Annotated in this window: 13 protein-coding genes; 7 read left to right on the top strand and 6 right to left on the bottom strand. The window is 65.3% G+C overall.

Annotation, left to right across the window (positions count from 1 at the left end; translation table 11 throughout):
- Window positions 1-866, top strand: an 866-nt coding sequence (locus G0A00_RS10055) for a sulfide dehydrogenase (protein WP_164214204.1), incomplete at its 5' end; no start/stop codon positions are given.
- Window positions 867-890: 24 nt separating this feature from the next.
- Here the strand turns inward: G0A00_RS10055 and G0A00_RS10050 are convergent.
- On the bottom strand, window positions 891-1,364 hold the full coding sequence (locus tag G0A00_RS10050; protein WP_164181996.1) for an Lrp/AsnC family transcriptional regulator: 474 nt from the start codon (window positions 1,362-1,364) through the stop codon (window positions 891-893).
- Window positions 1,365-1,528: 164 nt separating this feature from the next.
- Here G0A00_RS10050 and G0A00_RS10045 point away from each other — a divergent pair, with 164 nt between their 5' ends.
- From G0A00_RS10045 to G0A00_RS10030, 4 genes are all read left to right on the top strand, one after another.
- Window positions 1,529-3,160 carry a thiamine pyrophosphate-binding protein gene (locus tag G0A00_RS10045; RefSeq protein ID WP_164181995.1) on the top strand — a complete coding sequence of 544 codons (1,632 nt, stop codon included), beginning with the start codon at window positions 1,529-1,531 and terminating at the stop codon, window positions 3,158-3,160.
- Between the two features lie 78 nt (window positions 3,161-3,238).
- Entirely contained in the window at window positions 3,239-4,105 is an 867-nt protein-coding gene (gene pdxY, locus G0A00_RS10040; RefSeq protein ID WP_164181993.1) for a pyridoxal kinase, read from the top strand.
- Window positions 4,106-4,384: 279 nt separating this feature from the next.
- Window positions 4,385-5,620 (top strand): aromatic ring-hydroxylating dioxygenase subunit alpha, encoded by a 1,236-nt coding sequence (locus tag G0A00_RS10035; protein ID WP_164181991.1) that lies wholly within the window; start codon window positions 4,385-4,387, stop codon window positions 5,618-5,620.
- Window positions 5,620-6,702, top strand: a complete 1,083-nt coding sequence (locus tag G0A00_RS10030) for a hybrid-cluster NAD(P)-dependent oxidoreductase (RefSeq protein WP_304610778.1) — start codon at window positions 5,620-5,622, stop codon at window positions 6,700-6,702. Before G0A00_RS10035 ends, G0A00_RS10030 begins: the two co-directional genes overlap by 1 nt.
- 135 nt (window positions 6,703-6,837) lie before the next feature.
- Here G0A00_RS10030 and metH read toward each other — a convergent pair whose 3' ends face one another.
- The 4 genes from metH to G0A00_RS10010 all read right to left on the bottom strand — a co-directional run bounded on the left by metH (window position 6,838) and on the right by G0A00_RS10010 (window position 15,323).
- Window positions 6,838-10,608, bottom strand: a complete 3,771-nt coding sequence (metH, locus tag G0A00_RS10025; RefSeq protein ID WP_164181989.1) for a methionine synthase — start codon at window positions 10,606-10,608, stop codon at window positions 6,838-6,840.
- 195 nt (window positions 10,609-10,803) lie between these two features.
- Window positions 10,804-13,158 carry a TRAP transporter large permease subunit gene (locus tag G0A00_RS10020; RefSeq protein WP_164181987.1) on the bottom strand — a complete coding sequence of 785 codons (2,355 nt, stop codon included), beginning with the start codon at window positions 13,156-13,158 and terminating at the stop codon, window positions 10,804-10,806.
- Window positions 13,159-13,173: 15 nt separating this feature from the next.
- The gene (locus G0A00_RS10015; protein ID WP_164181985.1) at window positions 13,174-14,103 is read right to left on the bottom strand and encodes a TRAP transporter small permease subunit; all 930 of its coding nucleotides are present in this window, start codon (window positions 14,101-14,103) and stop codon (window positions 13,174-13,176) included.
- Window positions 14,104-14,237: 134 nt separating this feature from the next.
- Window positions 14,238-15,323 (bottom strand): TRAP transporter substrate-binding protein, encoded by a 1,086-nt coding sequence (locus G0A00_RS10010; RefSeq protein WP_066099511.1) that lies wholly within the window; start codon window positions 15,321-15,323, stop codon window positions 14,238-14,240.
- A 256-nt stretch (window positions 15,324-15,579) separates the two neighbouring features.
- On the opposite strand from G0A00_RS10010, the gene G0A00_RS10005 reads away from it, so the two are divergent.
- Together G0A00_RS10005 and G0A00_RS10000 are read left to right on the top strand one after the other, a co-directional pair.
- Window positions 15,580-17,004, top strand: coding sequence for a cache domain-containing protein (locus G0A00_RS10005; RefSeq protein WP_164181983.1), 1,425 nt, complete (start codon window positions 15,580-15,582; stop codon window positions 17,002-17,004).
- A complete protein-coding gene (locus tag G0A00_RS10000; protein WP_164181981.1) occupies window positions 17,001-17,675 on the top strand; it encodes a response regulator transcription factor in 675 nt (224 codons plus the stop codon). Before G0A00_RS10005 ends, G0A00_RS10000 begins: the two co-directional genes overlap by 4 nt.
- A 96-nt stretch (window positions 17,676-17,771) precedes the next feature.
- Here G0A00_RS10000 and G0A00_RS09995 read toward each other — a convergent pair whose 3' ends face one another.
- Window positions 17,772-17,993: a hypothetical protein gene (locus tag G0A00_RS09995; protein ID WP_066099505.1), complete on the bottom strand. Its 222-nt coding sequence runs from the start codon at window positions 17,991-17,993 to the stop codon at window positions 17,772-17,774.
- Between the last annotated feature and the right edge of the window lie 308 nt (window positions 17,994-18,301).

The following is an 18,301-nucleotide window of genomic DNA, read 5'->3' as shown; positions in this document are numbered from 1 at the left end:
CCAGCGCCGCGCTCGCCCTCGCCCGCAGCGCGCCGCGCGCGTCGGTGGTGCTGGTCGAGCGCGATCCCACGCGCCTTGCCCGCGCCGCCAGTCCCGCCTTTGCCCGCCCCGAGGCCGGGCCGACGCTGGCGGAGCTGAAGGCCGCCGGGGTCGAGATCATGATCGACGAGGTGACAAAGATCGACTGGCAACGCGCAGAGCTGCAGGGCTTCAGCGGGCGCAGCACCGGCTTCGATCAGCTTGTCATCGCGCCCGGCATCGCAGCCCTGCCCGAGGATATCCCCGGCTTTGACGCCGCCGCGCGCCACCGCTTCCCCGCCGCATGGGGCAATCGGCGCGAGGCGCTGCGGCTCTCGGCCCAGCTTGCCGCGCTGCCCGAGAGAGGCCACGTGGTGCTGCGCCTGCCTGCATCGGGCCTGAGCCATCCGCAGATCGCGCTGTCGCGTGCGCTGACCCTGGCCGATCACCTTGCAAAGCACCGCCCCTCGGCACGGCTGACGGTGCTCGACGGCGGCGCGGCGGCGCGGCTTGCGACGGCCTTTCACGCAGCGGTCCCCAAAGGGCTGGAGGCGCGCTGGCTTGCCCCGAGCGAGGGCGGCAGGGTCACCGCGCTCTCTGCGCCCGACGGCTGGATCGAGACCACCGCAGGACGGCTGCGGGCAGATGTGGTCAACTTCATCCCGCCGCAGGGGGCGGCGACGCTCGCGCGGGCCGCAGGGCTCACCGGCGCCGACCACTGGTGCCCCACCGATGCCGCCGGACGCTCGTCGCTGCAGCCGCAGGCGATCATCCTTGGCGACGCGCGGCAGAGCGCGGCGCGCAGCCATTCCTCGGCGCTGACGCAAGCCCGCGCGCTGCATATCTGAGCCGAACCGTCGGGGCTGAGGCGATCAGCCCACCAGCCCCGACAGGTCCATGGCATCGCTGTCCTTCAGCGTCTTCAGCACGAAATCCGAGCGCACCTGCGAGATCTGCGGCATCTGCAGCAGCCGCTCGTGCAGGAAGTTCGAGAAGCTCTCGAGATCGCGCGCGCGGACGTGCAGCACGTAATCGGCATCCCCCGACACCGAAAAGGCCGACTGGATCTCGGGCTGCCGGTCGATCCAGCGCGAGAAATCGCTGTCGATGGTCTTGTCGTGCACCCGCAGGTTCACCCGCACCACCACCCGTATCCCGAGCCCGAGCCGACCTGCGTCGAGCCGCGCGCGATAGCCCTCGATCACCCCTGCCGCCTCCAGCGCGGCGCGGCGGCGCGAGCATTGCGAGGGCGACAGGTTGACCACCTGCGACAGCTGCGCATTGGTCAGCGCGCCGTCACGCTGCAGCGCGTCGAGGATGAGACGGTCAAAACGGTCGAAGGCCACGGCAGGCAAACCTCATGCATTCATTTCAATTCATATACGCATAACACGCACACTACCCCAAAATCATGCACGTTTTGCGCATCTCCTCAAATCGAAACGCATGCGATTGCACACAACGTGCAGCCTCCTCGCGCTATCCTGAGATCAGACAACAGGAGGCCGCAATGTTCGACACCACCCCCACCCATGTGCATCAGGCCATCGCTCAGGCGGTGCGGGATCACGGGATCGACACGATGTTCGGCCTGATGGGCGACGCAAACCTCTTCATCGCCGATCACTTCGTGCGCGGCTGCGGCGGGCGCTTTGTTCCGGCGGCGCATGAGGGCAGTTCGGTGCTGATGGCGCTGGCCTATGCGCATGTGGCGGGCCGTATCGGCGTCGCCACCGTCACCCATGGCCCGGCGCTGACCAATTGCGTCACCGCGCTGACCGAAGGCGCGCGCGGGCAGATCCCCATGGTGCTGCTTGCCGGGGACACGCCGGTCTCCAACCCACGGCACCTGCAGGGCATCGACCAGCGCGAGGTGGTGAAATCCACCGGCGCCGGGTTCGAACAGATGCGCTCGCCCGAGCTTGCGGTGCGCGACGTGGCGCGGGCCTTCTATCGCGCGCAGGTCGAGCGGCGGCCCATCGTGCTCAACATGCCCGCCGATTTCATGTGGCAGGATGCGCCCTATGCGCCCTGCGTGCTGGATGTGTTCGAGACCCGCAGCTTTGTGCCCGAGGGCGATGCGCTCGACGAGGCGATTGGGATGATCGCCAGCGCCCGCCGCCCGGTGATCCTTGCCGGGGCCGGTGCCTGTACCGCGCGCGACCAGATCATTGCGCTCGCCGACCGGCTCGAAGCGCCGCTGGCCACCACGCTCAAGGCCAAGGGGCTGTTCCGCGGCCATCCGCACGACATGGACATCTTCGGCACGCTGAGCACGCCCGCCGCCTATGAGGTGATCGGCAAATCCGACTGTATCGTCAGCTTTGGCGCCGGGCTGCATGATTTCACCACCGACAAGGGCGCGCTACTGAACGGCAAGCGGCTGGTGCAGATCGACAGCGACAGCCGGGCCATCGGCCGCAACGTGCATCCCGATGCGGGGCTCATCGCCGACGCAGGGCTCACGGCGGACAATATCGTGCATTGGCTCAATGAGGCAGAGATCCCCGCCAGCGGCTTCACCCGCGAGCTTGAGCCGGGCAGCCTGCGCCGCCATCCCCCGGCCCGCAGCACCGAGATGCCCGAAGGCTACGTGAACTACGTGGGCGCGCTCGACCGGCTGGAGCAGGCGCTGCCGCAGGACCGCATCCTTGTCACCGACGGCGGGCGCTTCATGACCGAGGTCTGGTGCCGGGTGTCGGCCCCCGATCCCCGCAGCTTTGTCGTCACCGCCAATTTCGGCGCCATCGGGCTTGGCCTGCAAGAGGCCATCGGCGCCTCGGTGGCAGCGCCCGAGCGGCCCGTGGTGCTGTTCTCCGGCGACGGCGGTTTCATGATGGGCGGGCTGGGCGAGTTCAACACGGCCGTGCGGCTGCGGCAGGACCTCATCGTGATCCTGTGCAACGACAGCGCCTATGGCGCCGAGCATATCCAGTTCATCGACCGCAAGATGGACCCGGGCCTGACGCAATTCGACTGGCCGTGCTTTGCCGAGGTCGCCACCTCGCTCGGCGGCAAGGGGCTGCTGGTGCAAAGCGAGGACGACTTGCAGACCGCCATCGACGCCATCGAGACCCGCGACCGCCCGCTGCTGATCGAACTGCGGCTCGATCCCAACGACGTGCCCCGGATGCGTCTCTGAGCGCAGGGCACCGCCACGGCGCTTGACCTTCGGCGGCGCAGGGCGCAGGCATCCGGCGCCAGACCCCGGAGAGCCGCCATGTCCCGCCCGCCCCTCGTCATCTCGATCCAGAGCCAGGTCGTGCTTGGCCATGTGGGCAATTCCGCCGCGCTGTTTCCGATGCAGGCGGCGGGGCTGGAGGTGGCGGCGATCCCCACGGTGGTCTTTTCCAACACCCCCGATTACCCCACGCTGCGCGGTCGCGCCCTGCCCGCGGATTTCTTTGCCGAGCTGCTGCTCGGGGCCAAAGAACGCGGCCTGCCTGAGCGCGCGGCCTATATCGTGTCGGGCTATATCGGGTCGCCGGAAGTCGCTGAACTGACGGCAGAATTCATCGCCGAGGCGAAGCGTCTGAACCCCGGCCTCACCTATCTGTGCGATCCGGTCATGGGCGATGCGGGACCGGGGCTTTATGTGCCCGGCAGCATTGCCGAGATCCACCGCGACCAGCTGCTGCCGCTGGCCGATCTCGCCACGCCCAACCCGTTCGAGCTGTCATGGCTCACCGGGCGCGAGTTGCGGACGCTGGACGATCTGCGCGACGCGCGGGCCGCGCTGCGGCTGGCCGAGGGCGCGCGCCTGATCACCACCGGCTGCGCGCTCGCGGACACGCCCGCGGGCCACATCGAAAGCGTCATCCTGAGCGGGCCTGAGGTCACGCGCCACCCCGCCCCGCATCTGCCCATCGCGCTGCCCGGCACCGGAGACCTTTATGCCGGGCTGCTGACCGCGGCGCTGGCGCGCGGGCGCAGCCTGCCCGACGCTGTGGAGATGGCGCAGCAGCTTACCGGACGGGCCCTGCAGCGCGCCGCCGAGCTTGGCGCCGGTGAGGTGGTGCTCAGCGATCCGGCACTGCGCAAGACCCTGCTGCAGTTAGAAAACGATTCAATTCTGCCCAATCTCTAGGCAACCTCCGGTGGCAGGCGCGCGACAGACTGCGCGGAATTGCGCGGCAAGTCTGTTTCGAAACGCACCATGTCGCATCCAGCCCTCAGAATCGTCGCGGGCGCGATATTTGTACCCTCAGATTGTCGCGGATGATCCATGGCCTGCGTCGCATTTCGACGGCGCGGTTCGGAGCGGAAGCGGCAGCGCGCACCACCGCGGAGGGCGGTGTCGCCTTCCGGGGCGCCCCCTTCTCCACCAGAGATCACGGGCCCCGCGCCCGGCCTACGGAGTTCGGCCATGACCGCTGACGCCAAGACCCTCGACCTGCTGAGCCGCCGCAAGCCCGGCCATTCGCTGCAGCAGGCCTTCTACACCGACCCCGAGATCTTCGCTCAGGACATGGAGCAGATCTGGTACCGCGACTGGCTCTTCGCGACGCCGGTCGCCGCGCTGCCCAAGACCGGCAGCTATGTCACCCAGAAGGTCGGCCCCTACCGCGTGGTCATCGTGCGTGGCCCCGATGGCTCGATCCGCGCCTTCCACAACACCTGCCGCCACCGCGGTTCGGTGATCTGCAAGGCCGCCTCCGGTCAGGTCGCCAAGCTGGTCTGCCCCTATCACCAGTGGACCTACGAGCTTGACGGCCGCCTGCTTTGGGCGCGCGACATGGGCAGCGATTTTGATGCCTCGTCGCATGGGCTGAAGCCGGTGCACTGCCGTGTGCTGTCGGGCCTCGTCTATATCTGCCTCGCCGATGAAGCGCCCGATTTCGACGCTTTCGCCGCCATGGCCGAGCCCTTCCTCGCCGTGCACGACCTCAGCAACGCCAAAGTCGCGCATCAGTCGACCATCGTCGAGAACGGCAACTGGAAGCTGGTGTGGGAGAACAACCGCGAGTGCTATCACTGCGCCGGCAACCACCCGTCGCTGTGCCGCACCTACCCCGAGGATCCGACGATCACCGGCGTGTCGCAGGACGGCACCTTCCCGCCCATCGTCGAAAACCACTTCAGCCGTCTCGAAGCCGCTGGCGCGCCCTCGCGTTTCCAGATGTCCGCCGATGGCCAGTACCGGCTTGCGCGCATGCCGCTGCTCGACGGCGCCGAAAGCTATACGATGAACGGTAAGATCGCGGTGCAAAAGCGCCTCGGCAGCATCCCGTTCAACGATGCGGGCACGCTGCTGAAGTTCCACTATCCGACCACTTGGAACCACTTCCTGTCGGATCATTCGATCACCTTCCGCGTCGTCCCGATCAGCCCGACCGAGACCGAGGTGCAGACCACTTGGCTCGTGCACAAGGATGCGGTCGAAGGCGTGGATTACGATCTGGAGAACCTCACCACCGTCTGGATCCACACCAACGACGAGGATCGTATCGTGGTCGAAGACAACCAGCAGGGCATCAACTCGCCCGCCTATGAGCCCGGCCCCTATTCGGCCAGCCATGAGGATGGCGTGAACCAATTCGTCGATTGGTATTGCGACACGATGACCAAGCGTCTCAGCCCCGCACGGATGGCAGCAGAATAATGGCGGCGGCAAACAACATGCCCTCCGCCGCCGTGCGCTACTGGAAGGATGACGAGATGCTGGAATGCGTCTCGGTCATCCCCGAGGCGCCGAATGTGTCGACCTTCTGTTTCGCGGCCCCTTCGGGCGCGCTGTTTGACTATCTGCCCGGCCAGTTCGTCACCCTCGAACTGCCGGTGCCGGGCGGGCCGCTGCACCGCACCTATACGATCTCGTCCTCGCCCTCGCGGGCGCTGTCGATCACCGTCACCGTGAAGGCGCAGCCGGATTCGATCGGCACGCGCTGGATGCTCGACAACCTGCGTCCGGGGATGCGGATCAAGGCGATCGGTCCGGCCGGTCACTTCACCTCGCATCACCACCCGGCCGAGAAATACCTGTTCATCTCGGCGGGCTCGGGGATCACCCCGATGATGTCGATGGTCACCTATATGTATGATCTGGGGCGCACCCCGGACATCGTGTTCATCAACTGTGCCAAGCGCCCGTCGGACATCGTGTTCCGCGAGCGGCTCGAGCATATCGCCAGCCGCATCGACGGCGTCGAACTGCGCTGGGTCGTCGAGGAAGGCGACCGTTACCAGCCGTGGACCGGCTATCAGGGCATGTTCAACCAGCTGATGCTGGGCCTGATGGCGCCGGACTATCTGGAGCGCGAAGTGTTCTGCTGCGGCCCCGAGCCTTTCATGCAGGCGGTGCGCGACGCGCTGGCGGGCCTTGGCTTTGACATGGACCATTACCATCAGGAGAGCTTCCAGCCCTCTCTGGCCAAGGAAGAGCAGGATGCGACCGAGGGCGACGTGGTGCTCGAAGAGGACGCGGCCGCCGAGGTCACCTTCGCGTCGTCGGGCATCACCCAGACCTGCAAGGAAACCGACACGATCCTCGCCACCGCGCGTTCGGCGGGTCTCAATATCCCCTCGGGCTGCACCTTCGGCGTCTGCGGCACCTGCAAGATCAAAAAGACCTCGGGTCAGGTCCACATGGTGCACAACGGCGGCATCACCGACGAGGACATCGAGGAGGGCTACGTGCTGGCCTGCTGCTCGCATCCCATCGGCAAGGTCGAAGTCGAGGCCTGAGGGCATTCAGTCACGGACAAGGAAAAGGCCGTCGCGAGAGATCGCGGCGGCCTTTTTTATCACTGCCCGAGGGATGATCCGCCCGGACTCAAGCCGAAGCCGCCGGGCGCGCGCGCCCGGCTATCGTGTTCCGACTTACTCTGCCGCCACGGTCTTCACGCCGCCCGGCACGTAGTTGAGGATCGGCGCGAGCCAGCGCTCGACCTCCTCAACCGCCATGCCCTTGCGCGCGGCGTAATCCTCGACCTGATCGCGCTCGACCTTCGCCACGCCGAAATAATAGCTCTCGGGATGGCCGATATAGAGCCCCGACACCGACGAGCCCGGCCACATGGCATAGCTCTCGGTCAGTTCGACGCCGGTGGCATTGGTCGCGTCCAGCAGCTCGAACAATGTGGTCTTCTCGGTGTGGTCGGGCTGCGCGGGATAGCCCGGCGCGGGACGGATGCCAGCGTATTTCTCGGCGATCAGATCCTCGGGCGAGCAGGTCTCCTCCGGCGCATAGCCCCAAAGCTCGCGGCGGACCATCTCGTGCATACGCTCGGCGAAGGCTTCGGCGAAACGGTCGGCCAGCGCTTTGACGAGGATCGACGAGTAATCGTCGTTCTTCTCCTCGAACTCCTTGGCGATGCGCTCTTCCTCGATGCCCGCCGTCACCACAAAGCCGCCGACGTAATCGGGCGTGCCCTCGGGCGCGACAAAATCCGACATCGCCACGTTGGGCCGGTCGCCGCGCTTGGCGGTCTGCTGGCGCAGGGTGAAGAAGGTCGCCAGATCCTCGGCACGGCTCTCGTCCTTGAACAGGCGAATGTCGTCGCCCACGGCGTTGGCGGGCCAGAAGCCGACCACGGCGCGCGGGTGGAACCATTTCTCGTCGATGATCTTCTTCAGCATCGCCTGCGCGTCGTCAAAGAGCGCGCGCGCCGCCTCGCCCTGCTTCTCGTCGTCGAGGATCTTCGGATAGACGCCCTTCATCTCCCATGTCTGGAAGAACGGCGTCCAGTCGATGTAGCGCGCCAGTTCGGCCAGATCCCAATCGTCAAAGGCCTTGGTGCCAAGGAAGCTCGGCACGTGCTGCGGCTGGAAATCGAGCTTCAGCGCGTTGGCGCGGGCGTTCTCCAGCGGCAGGCGTTTCTTGGCCAGTTCGGCGCGGGCGTGCTTTTCGGCGACATCGGCATATTCGCTTTGGACGTTGGCGACATATTCGGGCTTCTGCACCGGCGATAGCAGCGACGAGACCACGCCCACGGCACGCGAGGCGTCGTTGACATGCACCGCCTGCCCGGCGCCGTAACGCGGGTGGATCTTCACCGCAGTGTGCACGCGGGAGGTGGTCGCGCCGCCGATCAGCAGCGGAATGTCGAAACCCTCGCGCTCCATCTCCGAGGCCACATGCACCATCTCGTCGAGCGACGGGGTGATGAGACCCGACAGGCCGATCACATCCACATTGCGCTCGCGCGCGGTGGCGAGGATCTTCTCCGCCGGGACCATGACGCCGAGGTCAATGATCTCGTAGTTGTTGCAGGCCAGCACGACGCCGACGATGTTCTTGCCGATGTCGTGCACGTCGCCCTTCACCGTGGCCATGAGCACCTTGCCAGCGCTCTCGCGGCCATCGCCGCCGTTCAGGCGCTTTTCCTCTTCCATATAGGGCAGCAGAACCGCCACGGCCTGCTTCATCACGCGGGCGGATTTCACCACCTGCGGCAGGAACATCTTGCCCGCGCCGAAGAGATCGCCGACCACGTTCATCCCGGCCATGAGCGGGCCTTCGATGACGTGCAGTGGACGCTCGGCGGCCTGCCGGGCTTCTTCGGTGTCGGCGTCGATGAACTCGGTGATGCCGTTGACCAGCGCATGCTCGAGCCGCTTCTCCACAGGCAGCTCGCGCCAGCTCATGTCCTTCTCGCGGCCCTTGGCGCCGCCCTGACCACGGTATTCCTCGGCCAGTTCCAGCATGTTCTCGGTGGCCGAGCCGCCGTTCGCCGGTTTGCGGTTCAGCACCACGTCCTCGCAGGCCTCGCGCAGCTTGGCGTCGATCTGGTCATAGACCGCCAATTGGCCCGCGTTGACGATGCCCATGTCCATGCCGTTCTGAATGGCATGATAGAGGAACACCGCGTGCATCGCCTCGCGCACCGGCTCGTTGCCGCGGAACGAGAACGACAGGTTCGACACGCCGCCCGAGATGTGGACGTGCGGGCAGGTCTCGGTGATGCGCTTGGTGGCCTCGATGAAATCGACGCCGTAGTTGTCATGCTCCTCGATGCCGGTGGCGACGGCAAAGACGTTGGGGTCGAAGATGATGTCCTCGGGCGGGAAGCCGACCTGCTCGGTCAGGATCTTATAAGCGCGCTGGCAGATCTCGACCTTGCGATCCTCGGTGTCGGCTTGGCCTGTCTCGTCAAAGGCCATCACGACCACGGCAGCGCCATAAGCCCGGCACAGATGCGCCTGATGCAGGAAGCTCTCTTCGCCTTCCTTCAGCGAGATCGAGTTGACGATGGACTTGCCCTGCACGCATTGCAGGCCGGCCTCGATCACCTCCCATTTGGAGCTGTCGATCATGATCGGCACGCGGGCGATGTCGGGCTCGGCAGCGATGAGGTTGAGGAACTCGATCATCGCCTGTTTGGAGTCGATGAGCCCCTCGTCCATGTTGATGTCGATCACCTGCGCGCCGTTCTCGACCTGATTGAGCGCGACCTCGAGCGCGGTGGCATAATCGCCGTTGGTGATCAGTTTGCGGAACTTGGCAGAGCCGGTGACATTGGTCCGCTCGCCGACGTTGACGAAGGGGATCGCCTCGGTGAGCGTGAAGGGCTCCAGCCCCGACAGGCGCATCTGCGGGATGTGCTCGGGGATCTCGCGCGGTTTGTATTCGGCCACGGCATTTGCGATGGCCCGGATGTGGTCAAAGGTCGAGCCGCAGCAGCCGCCGACGATGTTCACCAGCCCGTCACGGGCAAAGCCAGCGACCTGCTCGGCCATCTGCTCGGGCGTCTCGTCATATTCGCCCATCTCGTTGGGCAGGCCGGCGTTGGGATAGGCGCAGATCAGCGTGTCGGCGACCGACGAAAGCTCGGCAAGGTGCGGGCGCATGGCATTGGCCCCAAGCGCGCAGTTGAGGCCGATGGTCAGCGGCGCGGCATGGCGCACCGAGTGCCAGAAGGCGGTGGGCGTCTGGCCCGAGAGCGTGCGGCCCGAAAGGTCGGTGATCGTGCCCGAGATCATCACCGGCAGCCGCTCGCCGCGCTCGGCGAACACCTCTTCGCAGGCAAAGATCGCGGCCTTGGCGTTCAGCGTGTCAAAGATCGTCTCGATCAGCAGGATGTCGACGCCGCCGTCGATCAGCGCGCGCGCCTGCTGGGCATAGGCCTCGCGCAGCTGGTCGAAGGTCACCGCGCGGTAGCCGGGATTGTTCACGTCGGGGCTGATCGAGGCGGTGCGGTTGGTCGGCCCAAGCGCGCCCGCGACGAAGCGCGCGCGCCCGTCCTCGGCCTCGGCCCGGTCCATCGCCTTGCGCGCCAGACGCGCGCCCTCGAAGTTGAGGTCATAGACCGCCGCCTGCATGTCGTAGTCGGCCTGCGCGATGGTGGTCGACGAGAAGGTGTTGGTCTCGGCAATATCGGCGCCAGCCATGGCGTATTGGTAGTGGATCTCCTCGATCGCCTCGGGGCGCGTGAGGTTGAGGATATCGTTGTTGCCCTGCTGCGGCTTGTCGCTGGAATGCGGCAGATGGCAGGTGCAGGCCCCGCCGCCACAGCCTTGGAAGTCGCCCTCCGACAGGCCCAGCTTCTGGATCTGCGTGCCCATGGCACCGTCGAGGATGAGGATGCGCTCGCGCGCGGCCGCCTCGAGACGGTCGAAGACGGGGGAGCGGGTCGGGATGGAAGCGGACATGACGGACTCCGGGCCAGAGGTGGCAAGCATTGGTTGCGCCGTCTCTAGCGATCTAGGGCGGTGAAGGCCATCTCATATTAATCATCGTTTATATGAAGACGGCTCAAGCGGCGGCCAAAAGCCTCTCATGGCTTTTGCTCCAACGCAAAGGGGCGGACCTTTCGGCCCGCCCCTCGCGGTCTCTCACCTGACCGATCAGTTCGGGATCAGGTCGGGCACGATGGTGACGATCCCCGGCGCGAACCACAGCAGCGCAAGACCGGCCACCTGGATCAGCACGAAGGGCAGCACCCCGCGGTAGATATGCCCCGTGGTCACCGAGCTTGGCGCCACGCCGCGCAGGTAGAACAGCGCGAAGCCAAAGGGCGGCGTCAGGAACGAGGTCTGCAGGTTCACCGCGATCATGATGGTCACCCATTTCGGATCGAAGCTGCCGCCGTAGATCACCGGCCCGACGATCGGCACCACGATGTAGATGATCTCGAGGAAGTCGAGCACGAAGCCGAGGATGAACAGCACCAGCATGACGATCAGGAAGACCTTATGCTCGTCATCGAAGCTGCGCAGGAAGCTCTGGATGTAGTGCTCGCCGCCAAAGGAGATCACCACGAGGTTGAGCAACTGCGAGGCCACGAGGATGGTGAACACCATCGAGGTCACCTTGGCCGTCTCGCGCACCGCCGGGGTCAGCACGCCCGCTTTGAACAGCACCCAGCAGGCGAAGAGCAGACCGAAGAGCGCGTAGAGATAGGCCGCCTGTGCCACCATGAAGGCGATCCAGGTTTCGGCGCCTGCGCCCTCGGTGCCGACGCGCAGGTCGAAGTTCACCCCGATGAGGATCATGATCGCCACCGCGAAGGTGGACATCAGGATGATCTTCGGCGAGCGCCCCTCTTCGCCCAGCTTGCGGTAGGCCGCGAGCATGATGGCACCGGCCGCGCCGAGCGCCGCGGCGGGCGTCGGGTTGGTGATGCCGCCGAGGATCGAGCCCAGCACGGCGACGATCAGCACCAGCGGCGGGAAGACCACCCGGATGAGATCGTTCTGCGCAAGGCGCGCTGCCGCGTGTTTGCAGCCCCAGAGCGCGATGGCCCATGGGATGAGCATCATCAGCACGGTGAACAGCGGCGAGGTGCTGGGCGAGATGAAGAGCACATCCACCAGCAGACCAAGCGCCAGACCGCCTGCCCCGATCAGCAGCGGCTTCGGCTCGGACGAGGGCGAGACCGCCCGTGCCCATGCCAGCACGATGCCCAGCAGAACCGCGATCACCGCGATGCCGGTGCCGATCGGCGCGGCATTGGCGATCTTCTCGGCGCGCAGCGTCTCGATCTCTTCGGCGCTCAGACGGTGCGATTGCGCGACACCGCCGGCTTCGTCGATTGCCTGCTGCTCGGCCACGGCCGCATCCCATGCCGCCTGACCGTGCAGGTCGATCATCGCCGCCTTACACTCTTCACCAACGTTGGTGCGCAGCGAGGCCATCTGGCCGCTGTCCGAGAAGGTGTCCACATGCGTCGACTGCGAGCCGACGATGCCGATCTGCCCCAGCACCAGCGTGCCGACAATGATCAGCGCCGGAACGCCAAGGTACCAAGTGAAGGCCTCGCCGCGGGTCACCGGCTCGCCGGTGGACCCCTCAAGCTGCACCGGCGGTGCGGACTGCGGGCGGAACATGGCAAAGCCGAAGGCATAGAGCGCGTAGAGCACCGCCAGCAGGATGCCCGGCAGCAGCGCCGCTTGGAACAGCGTGCCCACGGAAACCACCGCAGGCTCGCCCAGCAGCGTCAGCGCGTCGGTACAGCCCGCAAGCTGCGCGCGGTCTTCCTGCGCGGTGGCGTAGAGGTCACCGGCCAGCGTGCCCAGCAGAACGATCACGATCGACGGCGGGATGATCTGACCCAGCGTGCCCGACGCGGCGATGACGCCGGTGGCCAGTTCGGGCGAGTAGTTGTTGCGCAGCATGGTCGGCAGGGCCAGCAGACCCATGGTCACCACCGTTGCGCCGACGATGCCGGTGGAGGCCGCGAGGAACGCGCCCACGACCACGATCGACACCGCAAGGCCGCCCGGCAGCGGTCCGAAGACGCGCGCCATGGTGGTCAGCAGGTCGTTGGCGATCTTCGAGCGTTCCAGCACGATGCCCATCATCACGAACATCAGCACGGCCAGCAACGTCTCGATGGACTGACCCGCGATGACCCGCTCGTTGATGCGGTTGACGATAAACGACACGTTGCGGTCCAGCGCCACTTCCCAGCCGCGATCAAAGACCGGCATCGCGTAGCGCGGCAGGTCCGGATAGCGGAAGATGGAAATGGCGTCCTCGCGCACGCCGCTTGCGACCAGCGCACGATAGGCGTCAGAGCCCGTGTCGATGGCCTGATGGATCAGCAGCCCCGCGCTGTCGAGCGCGGCGATGATGCCAAAGGAGATGACCCCTGCGCCGCCGATGGCGAAGGCCACCGGGAAGCCCGAAAGGATCGAGGAAAAGAGCGTGAGAAAGACGATGATCAGGCCGATCTCGACGCCATCGAGTCCGAATAGCATTTACCTATGTCCCTCTCAGAATTCCGCGTGGTCGTAGGCTTCTTCGCCTGCTTCGACCTTGTCGTGATCGTGGTATTTGCCGTCGCTCTCCGGGCCCTCTTTCCATTCGAGGTAGGAGCGCCAGAAGAAGGTGACCCCCTGCAGGAAGATGAAGCCGCACATCAGCACGATCAGGATCTTGAACAGGAAGTAGGCGGAAAAGCCGTTGGGGCTGAAGCCGATGGTCTCGACGTTCCAGCGCAGCGCGCGCGCCTTCATCACCAGCCGCTCGAGACCTTCGGAGGCCGAGGGCTTGGGCACGATCAGGTGGCGCCACAGGAAGTACCACGAATAAAGCCACATCAGCGCGGCCATCGGCATCATGAAGAACAGGCTGCCGAACATGTCGATGATCTTCTTGGTGGAGTATTTCACCGGCGAGTAGACCAGATCGACGCGCACATGCCCGCCCTGCACGAAGGTGTAGGCAAGGCAGAGCGCCACGACGATGGCGTTATAAAGCTTGAGCTCTTCCGACCACCAGCTGACGTCGAAGGTCACCGGAACGCCAAAGCCGAACGACAGGTCCGGCCGGGCGAAAACGCGCTGCACGAGGATGATGATCACCTGCTGCAGCACCATGATGAGACCGGCCCATGCGGCGACGCGCCCGACGGTGTTGTGGAAGGCTTCGAGCCCGCGCACCATGCCCCACATGAAGCTGTTGCGCCAAATTCCGATCGCCGTAAGCACGAGGAACGTGGTGAGCACGACAAAGAAGAACTCTGCCGATGCGCCGTAATAGACGAAGCGCATCACCGCCTCGTTGTCCGCCCAGTTCAGCCAGCTTGACGGATGCGTCAGCGCGTAGCCGAAATTCCAGAAGGACATGGCGATATTGCCGAAGAACCAGGCCAGCGCGTCCAGTATCGCACTGAACGCCCCACCCGAGGCTGTCTCTTCCATGACCGGTGCCCCCTTTTCTTATCTTGTTGGATGCCGCCCCCGGACCTGCGAAATTGCGATCCCAGACGGGGCGATGTCTTGAAGCAGCGACGCCCCCGCGTGAAGCGGGGGCGCGTTTTGCGGTATGCGTGGGATCAAAGACCCATGACGCGGTTACGCTGTGCCGAGAACGAGCCTTCCGAGCGGCTGATCCACTGGGCCGAGGAGCGCAGCGAGGTGTTGAAGCTCTCGTAGCACTTGGCATAGAGCTCGTCGCCCATGGGCTCTTCCATGACTTCCTTCGCCGCGGCGCCGAAGGCATCCCAGACGCTGTCGGGGAATTCCATCAGCTTCACGCCGCCGGACTGCAGACGCTGCAGCGCTGCCGAGTTGTTGGCCATGAACAGCGACATGGTCCACAGGTTCGACGCGCGCGCCACCTGACGGACGATCTCCTGATGACCTGCGCTCAGGCCCTCGAACACGTCGAGGTTCATGGTCAGGTTCAGGTTCGGGCCCGGCTCGTGGAAACCGGCGGTGTAGTAAATCTTGGTGATTTCCTGGAAACCGGCCTTCTCGTCTGCCCACGGACCGATCCACTCGGTGCCGTCGATCGCGCCCGAGGACAGCGCCTGATACACTTCTGCGCCCGGCAGGTTCTGCACCGATGCGCCGAGCTTGCCCAGCACCTGGCCGCCCTGGCCCGGCATACGGAACTTCAGACCCTGGAAGTCTTCCGGCGAGTTGATCTCTTTCGAGAACCAGCCGCCCGACTGCGGGCCGGTGTTGCCCGACGGGAAGGCCTTGAGGCCGAAGATCGAGTACAGCTCGTCGCAGAGCGCCTCGCCGCCGTCATGGTAATACCAGTTGGCATATTCCATGAAGTTCATGCCGAAGGGCACCTGGCTGAAGAACGACAGCGCCGGGTGCTGGCCGAGGAAGTAGTAGTCCACGCCGTGGTACATGTCGGCCTGACCGGCGGAGACAGCGTCGAACACCTCGAAGGCGCCCACGAGCTCGCCCGCAGCCTTCAGCTCGACGGTCAGCTGGCCATCGGTGGCCGCGGTGATCTGGTCGGCGCAATATTGCGCGCTGTCATGCACACCGGCAAGGCCGCGGCCCCAGGTGGTGACCATGGTGAGGGTACGCTTGCCCTGCGCATAGGCCGGAGCGGCAAGCGCAGACGCGGCAGCAGCGGCACCACCAGCGGTGGACGCCCTCAGAAAGGAACGACGATCCATTTAAATCCTCCCATAGATTATCACGCGGGCCATCTCCTCATGTCCTCGCGCGGATCGTTACAGTGCGGGCACCCTAGGACAGGTGCGCGCGCAAACGAAATACCCAGCACTACGTAAAAGACGACATAATCTTGCGGGTGACGCTGCGATACACCCGCTTTCCCTTGCCTTTGCCGTGGTTTCCGTTGCGGAATTGCGCACCAAATATGGCGTTCGCGCTTCCCTGAGGCCCGAATCATGCCGTAACTGGAAAGAGATGCGCAGACTTTTGCAAAAACTCAGCCTTAGCTACGGACAGAAGCTCTTTCTTCTGGCCTCAGTGCCGCTGATCCTTGCCTGCGCCGCCATCGCGCTGCTGGTGGCCTATCAGTCGCGGATGCTGGCCGAGCGCGAAATCCGCCAACTCGAAAGCGAACTTCTGGAAGCCAAGAAGCAGGAGCTGCGCAATTACGTCACGCAGGCGCGCAACGGGTTCTATTTCATCTATGGTGCCGCCGCCCCCGATGACGAGGCCGCCAAGACGCAGGTCGCGCAGATCCTTGCGGCGATGATCTACGGCGAGGACGGCTCGTTCTTCGTCTATGACTACGACGGCACCAATCTGGTCTCGCCGCGCCGCACCGACATGATCGGCAAGAACTGGTCGGGTCTGGCCGACAGCGCGGGCACGCCGATCGTCGATCCGATGATCGAGATCGCGCGGCAGGGCTCGGGCTATCTGTCTTTCCTCTGGCCCAAACCCTCGACCGGCGAAGAGGCCGAGATGATCGCCTTCGTGCTGGGCTTTCAGGACTGGCAATGGGCGGTGGGCACCGGCGTCTGGATCGACGACGTGCTGGCCACGGTCAGCGCCAGCCGCACCGAGGTGCAGGCCCGCATCCGCCGCACCTTCCTTTATATCGGCGGCATCACCCTTGGCGCGCTGCTGATGGTGTTCCTCTCGGGGCTGGCGATGAACCTGCGCGAACGGCGGCTGGCGGACGCCAAGCTCAAGGAACTGACGCAGCGGGTGTTCGACGCGCAGGAGGACGAGCGCCGCCGCGTCGCGCGCGAGTTGCACGACGGCATCAGCCAGATCCTCGTCGGGGTGAAATACGCGCTCGACATCACCCGCCGCCGCCTCAGCCAGAACGACCCGCGCGCCATGGACACGCTGGGCCGCGGCACCGAGGCGCTCTCGGGGGCCATTCAGGAGGTGCGCCGGATCAGCCGCGATCTGCGCCCCGGCGTGCTCGACGATCTCGGCCTCGGCCCCGCCCTGCGCGCGCTCATCGACGATTTCGAGGCCCGCACCGGCATCACCAGCCGGCTCGAGACGGTGGTCTTCCGCAACCGCGTCGATCAGGAGGGCCGGATCGCCCTCTACCGCATCGCGCAGGAGGCGCTGACCAATATCGAGCGCCACTCCGGCGCCACCTCGGTCACCATGGACCTGCGCGGGCATCGCCGCGGTGCCACGCTGCGGATCGAGGACAATGGCCACGGCATCGACCCCGAAAAGGCGCGCGGCCAGCGCGGTATCGGCCTGCGCAATATGCAGGAGCGCATGGATCAGCTTGGCGGCAGCTTGCGGATCTTGTCCTCGAAATCTGGCACGGTTATCGAAGCGCAGATCCCGCTGTCCCACCTCCTGCCGCCCGAAGACGGCGCAACCACTTCCAGCAGCAAGGCGTCCGCATGACACAGCCCATCCCCCAGCACGCGCAGGGCGCAGAGCCCACCAAAGTGGTGATCGTCGACGATCACCCGCTCGTCGCCGAAGGGATCGAGGCGCTGCTCGACAGCTATGATGACATCGCCGTGCTGGCCACGGTGTCGGACGGGCAGATCATGATCGACCGGCTCGACGAGCTGTCGCCGGATGTGATCTTGATGGATCTGAACATGCCCGGCCTCGGCGGGCTTTCGGCCACCGAGATGATCCTCGAACGCCGCCCCGAGACGCGCATCCTCATCCTGTCGATGCATGACACGCCGCAATATATCACCACCGCGCTCGGCCATGGCGCCTCGGGCTATGTGCTGAAGGATGTGCCGACCGAAGAGATCAAGACCGCCATCGACACGGTGATGCGCGGCGAGCGCTATCTCTGTACCGGTGCCGAGGGCGCGCTGGCCCCGGTAATGTCGGGCGGGCGCGAACAGCTGACCAACCGCGAGCAGACCATCCTGCTGCAGCTGGCGCAGGGCAAATCCAACAAGGAAGTGGCGCAGGCGCTGGATATCTCGGTGCGCACGGTCGAGACGCACCGCAAGAACATCAAGCGCAAACTCGGCATCAGCTCCACCGCCGGGCTCACCCGCTACGCGCTGGAACATGGCGTGCTGCAGGGCACCGGCGTCAACAGCTGAGCGCCCCCGCCCTCCTTCGTCTAGACAAAAATATCCCGGGGAGTCCGCGTCAGCGGACGGGGCAGAGCCCCAAATCCCTCAACCGCCAGACCGCCCTCAGATCAGCTTGCCGATCTTCGCCACCGCGTCCTCGGCCTCTCCGAACATGGCGGGCAGCAGCTGCGGGACATGCACGGTCTCGATCGCGGCCTCTTCGGCGGCGTGATGGGTCTGGATACTGGCCAGCGCTTGGGTCAGGACGAGCAGACCCACCAGTGCGACGGCCTTCAGCGCGCCAAACTCCCGCGCCCGACGATAGAACCTGTGATGATGCGCCATGTTTCCCTCCTGCGCATAAGTAAACCCTCCAGTTCAGTATTCCACGCAGGTCCCGCACGCACAATTCACGTTGACGCGCGGTCTCGTGTCATGCGCGAGTCGTGGCGCACAGCAGGCCAAAACTGGCGCAATGTTTCGTAAAAGATCATTCTCACCCATATCACGCGCAACAAAAGTAAATTTTTCTCGCGCCGCACGCAGTTTTTCTGTGCCGTTAGGTGTTGACGCCCCCTGCCCCTCCGCCTATGGTCCGGCCCACGCACGAAGGGAGTCTGCGGATTATGGGCCTACTTGTAATCATTGTAGAG

The organism is Salipiger sp. PrR002, assembly GCF_010500775.1.
Classification (GTDB): domain Bacteria; phylum Pseudomonadota; class Alphaproteobacteria; order Rhodobacterales; family Rhodobacteraceae; genus Salipiger.
Note: the sequence above shows the minus strand (reverse complement) of the source record. Positions and strands in the feature narration are given on the sequence as shown.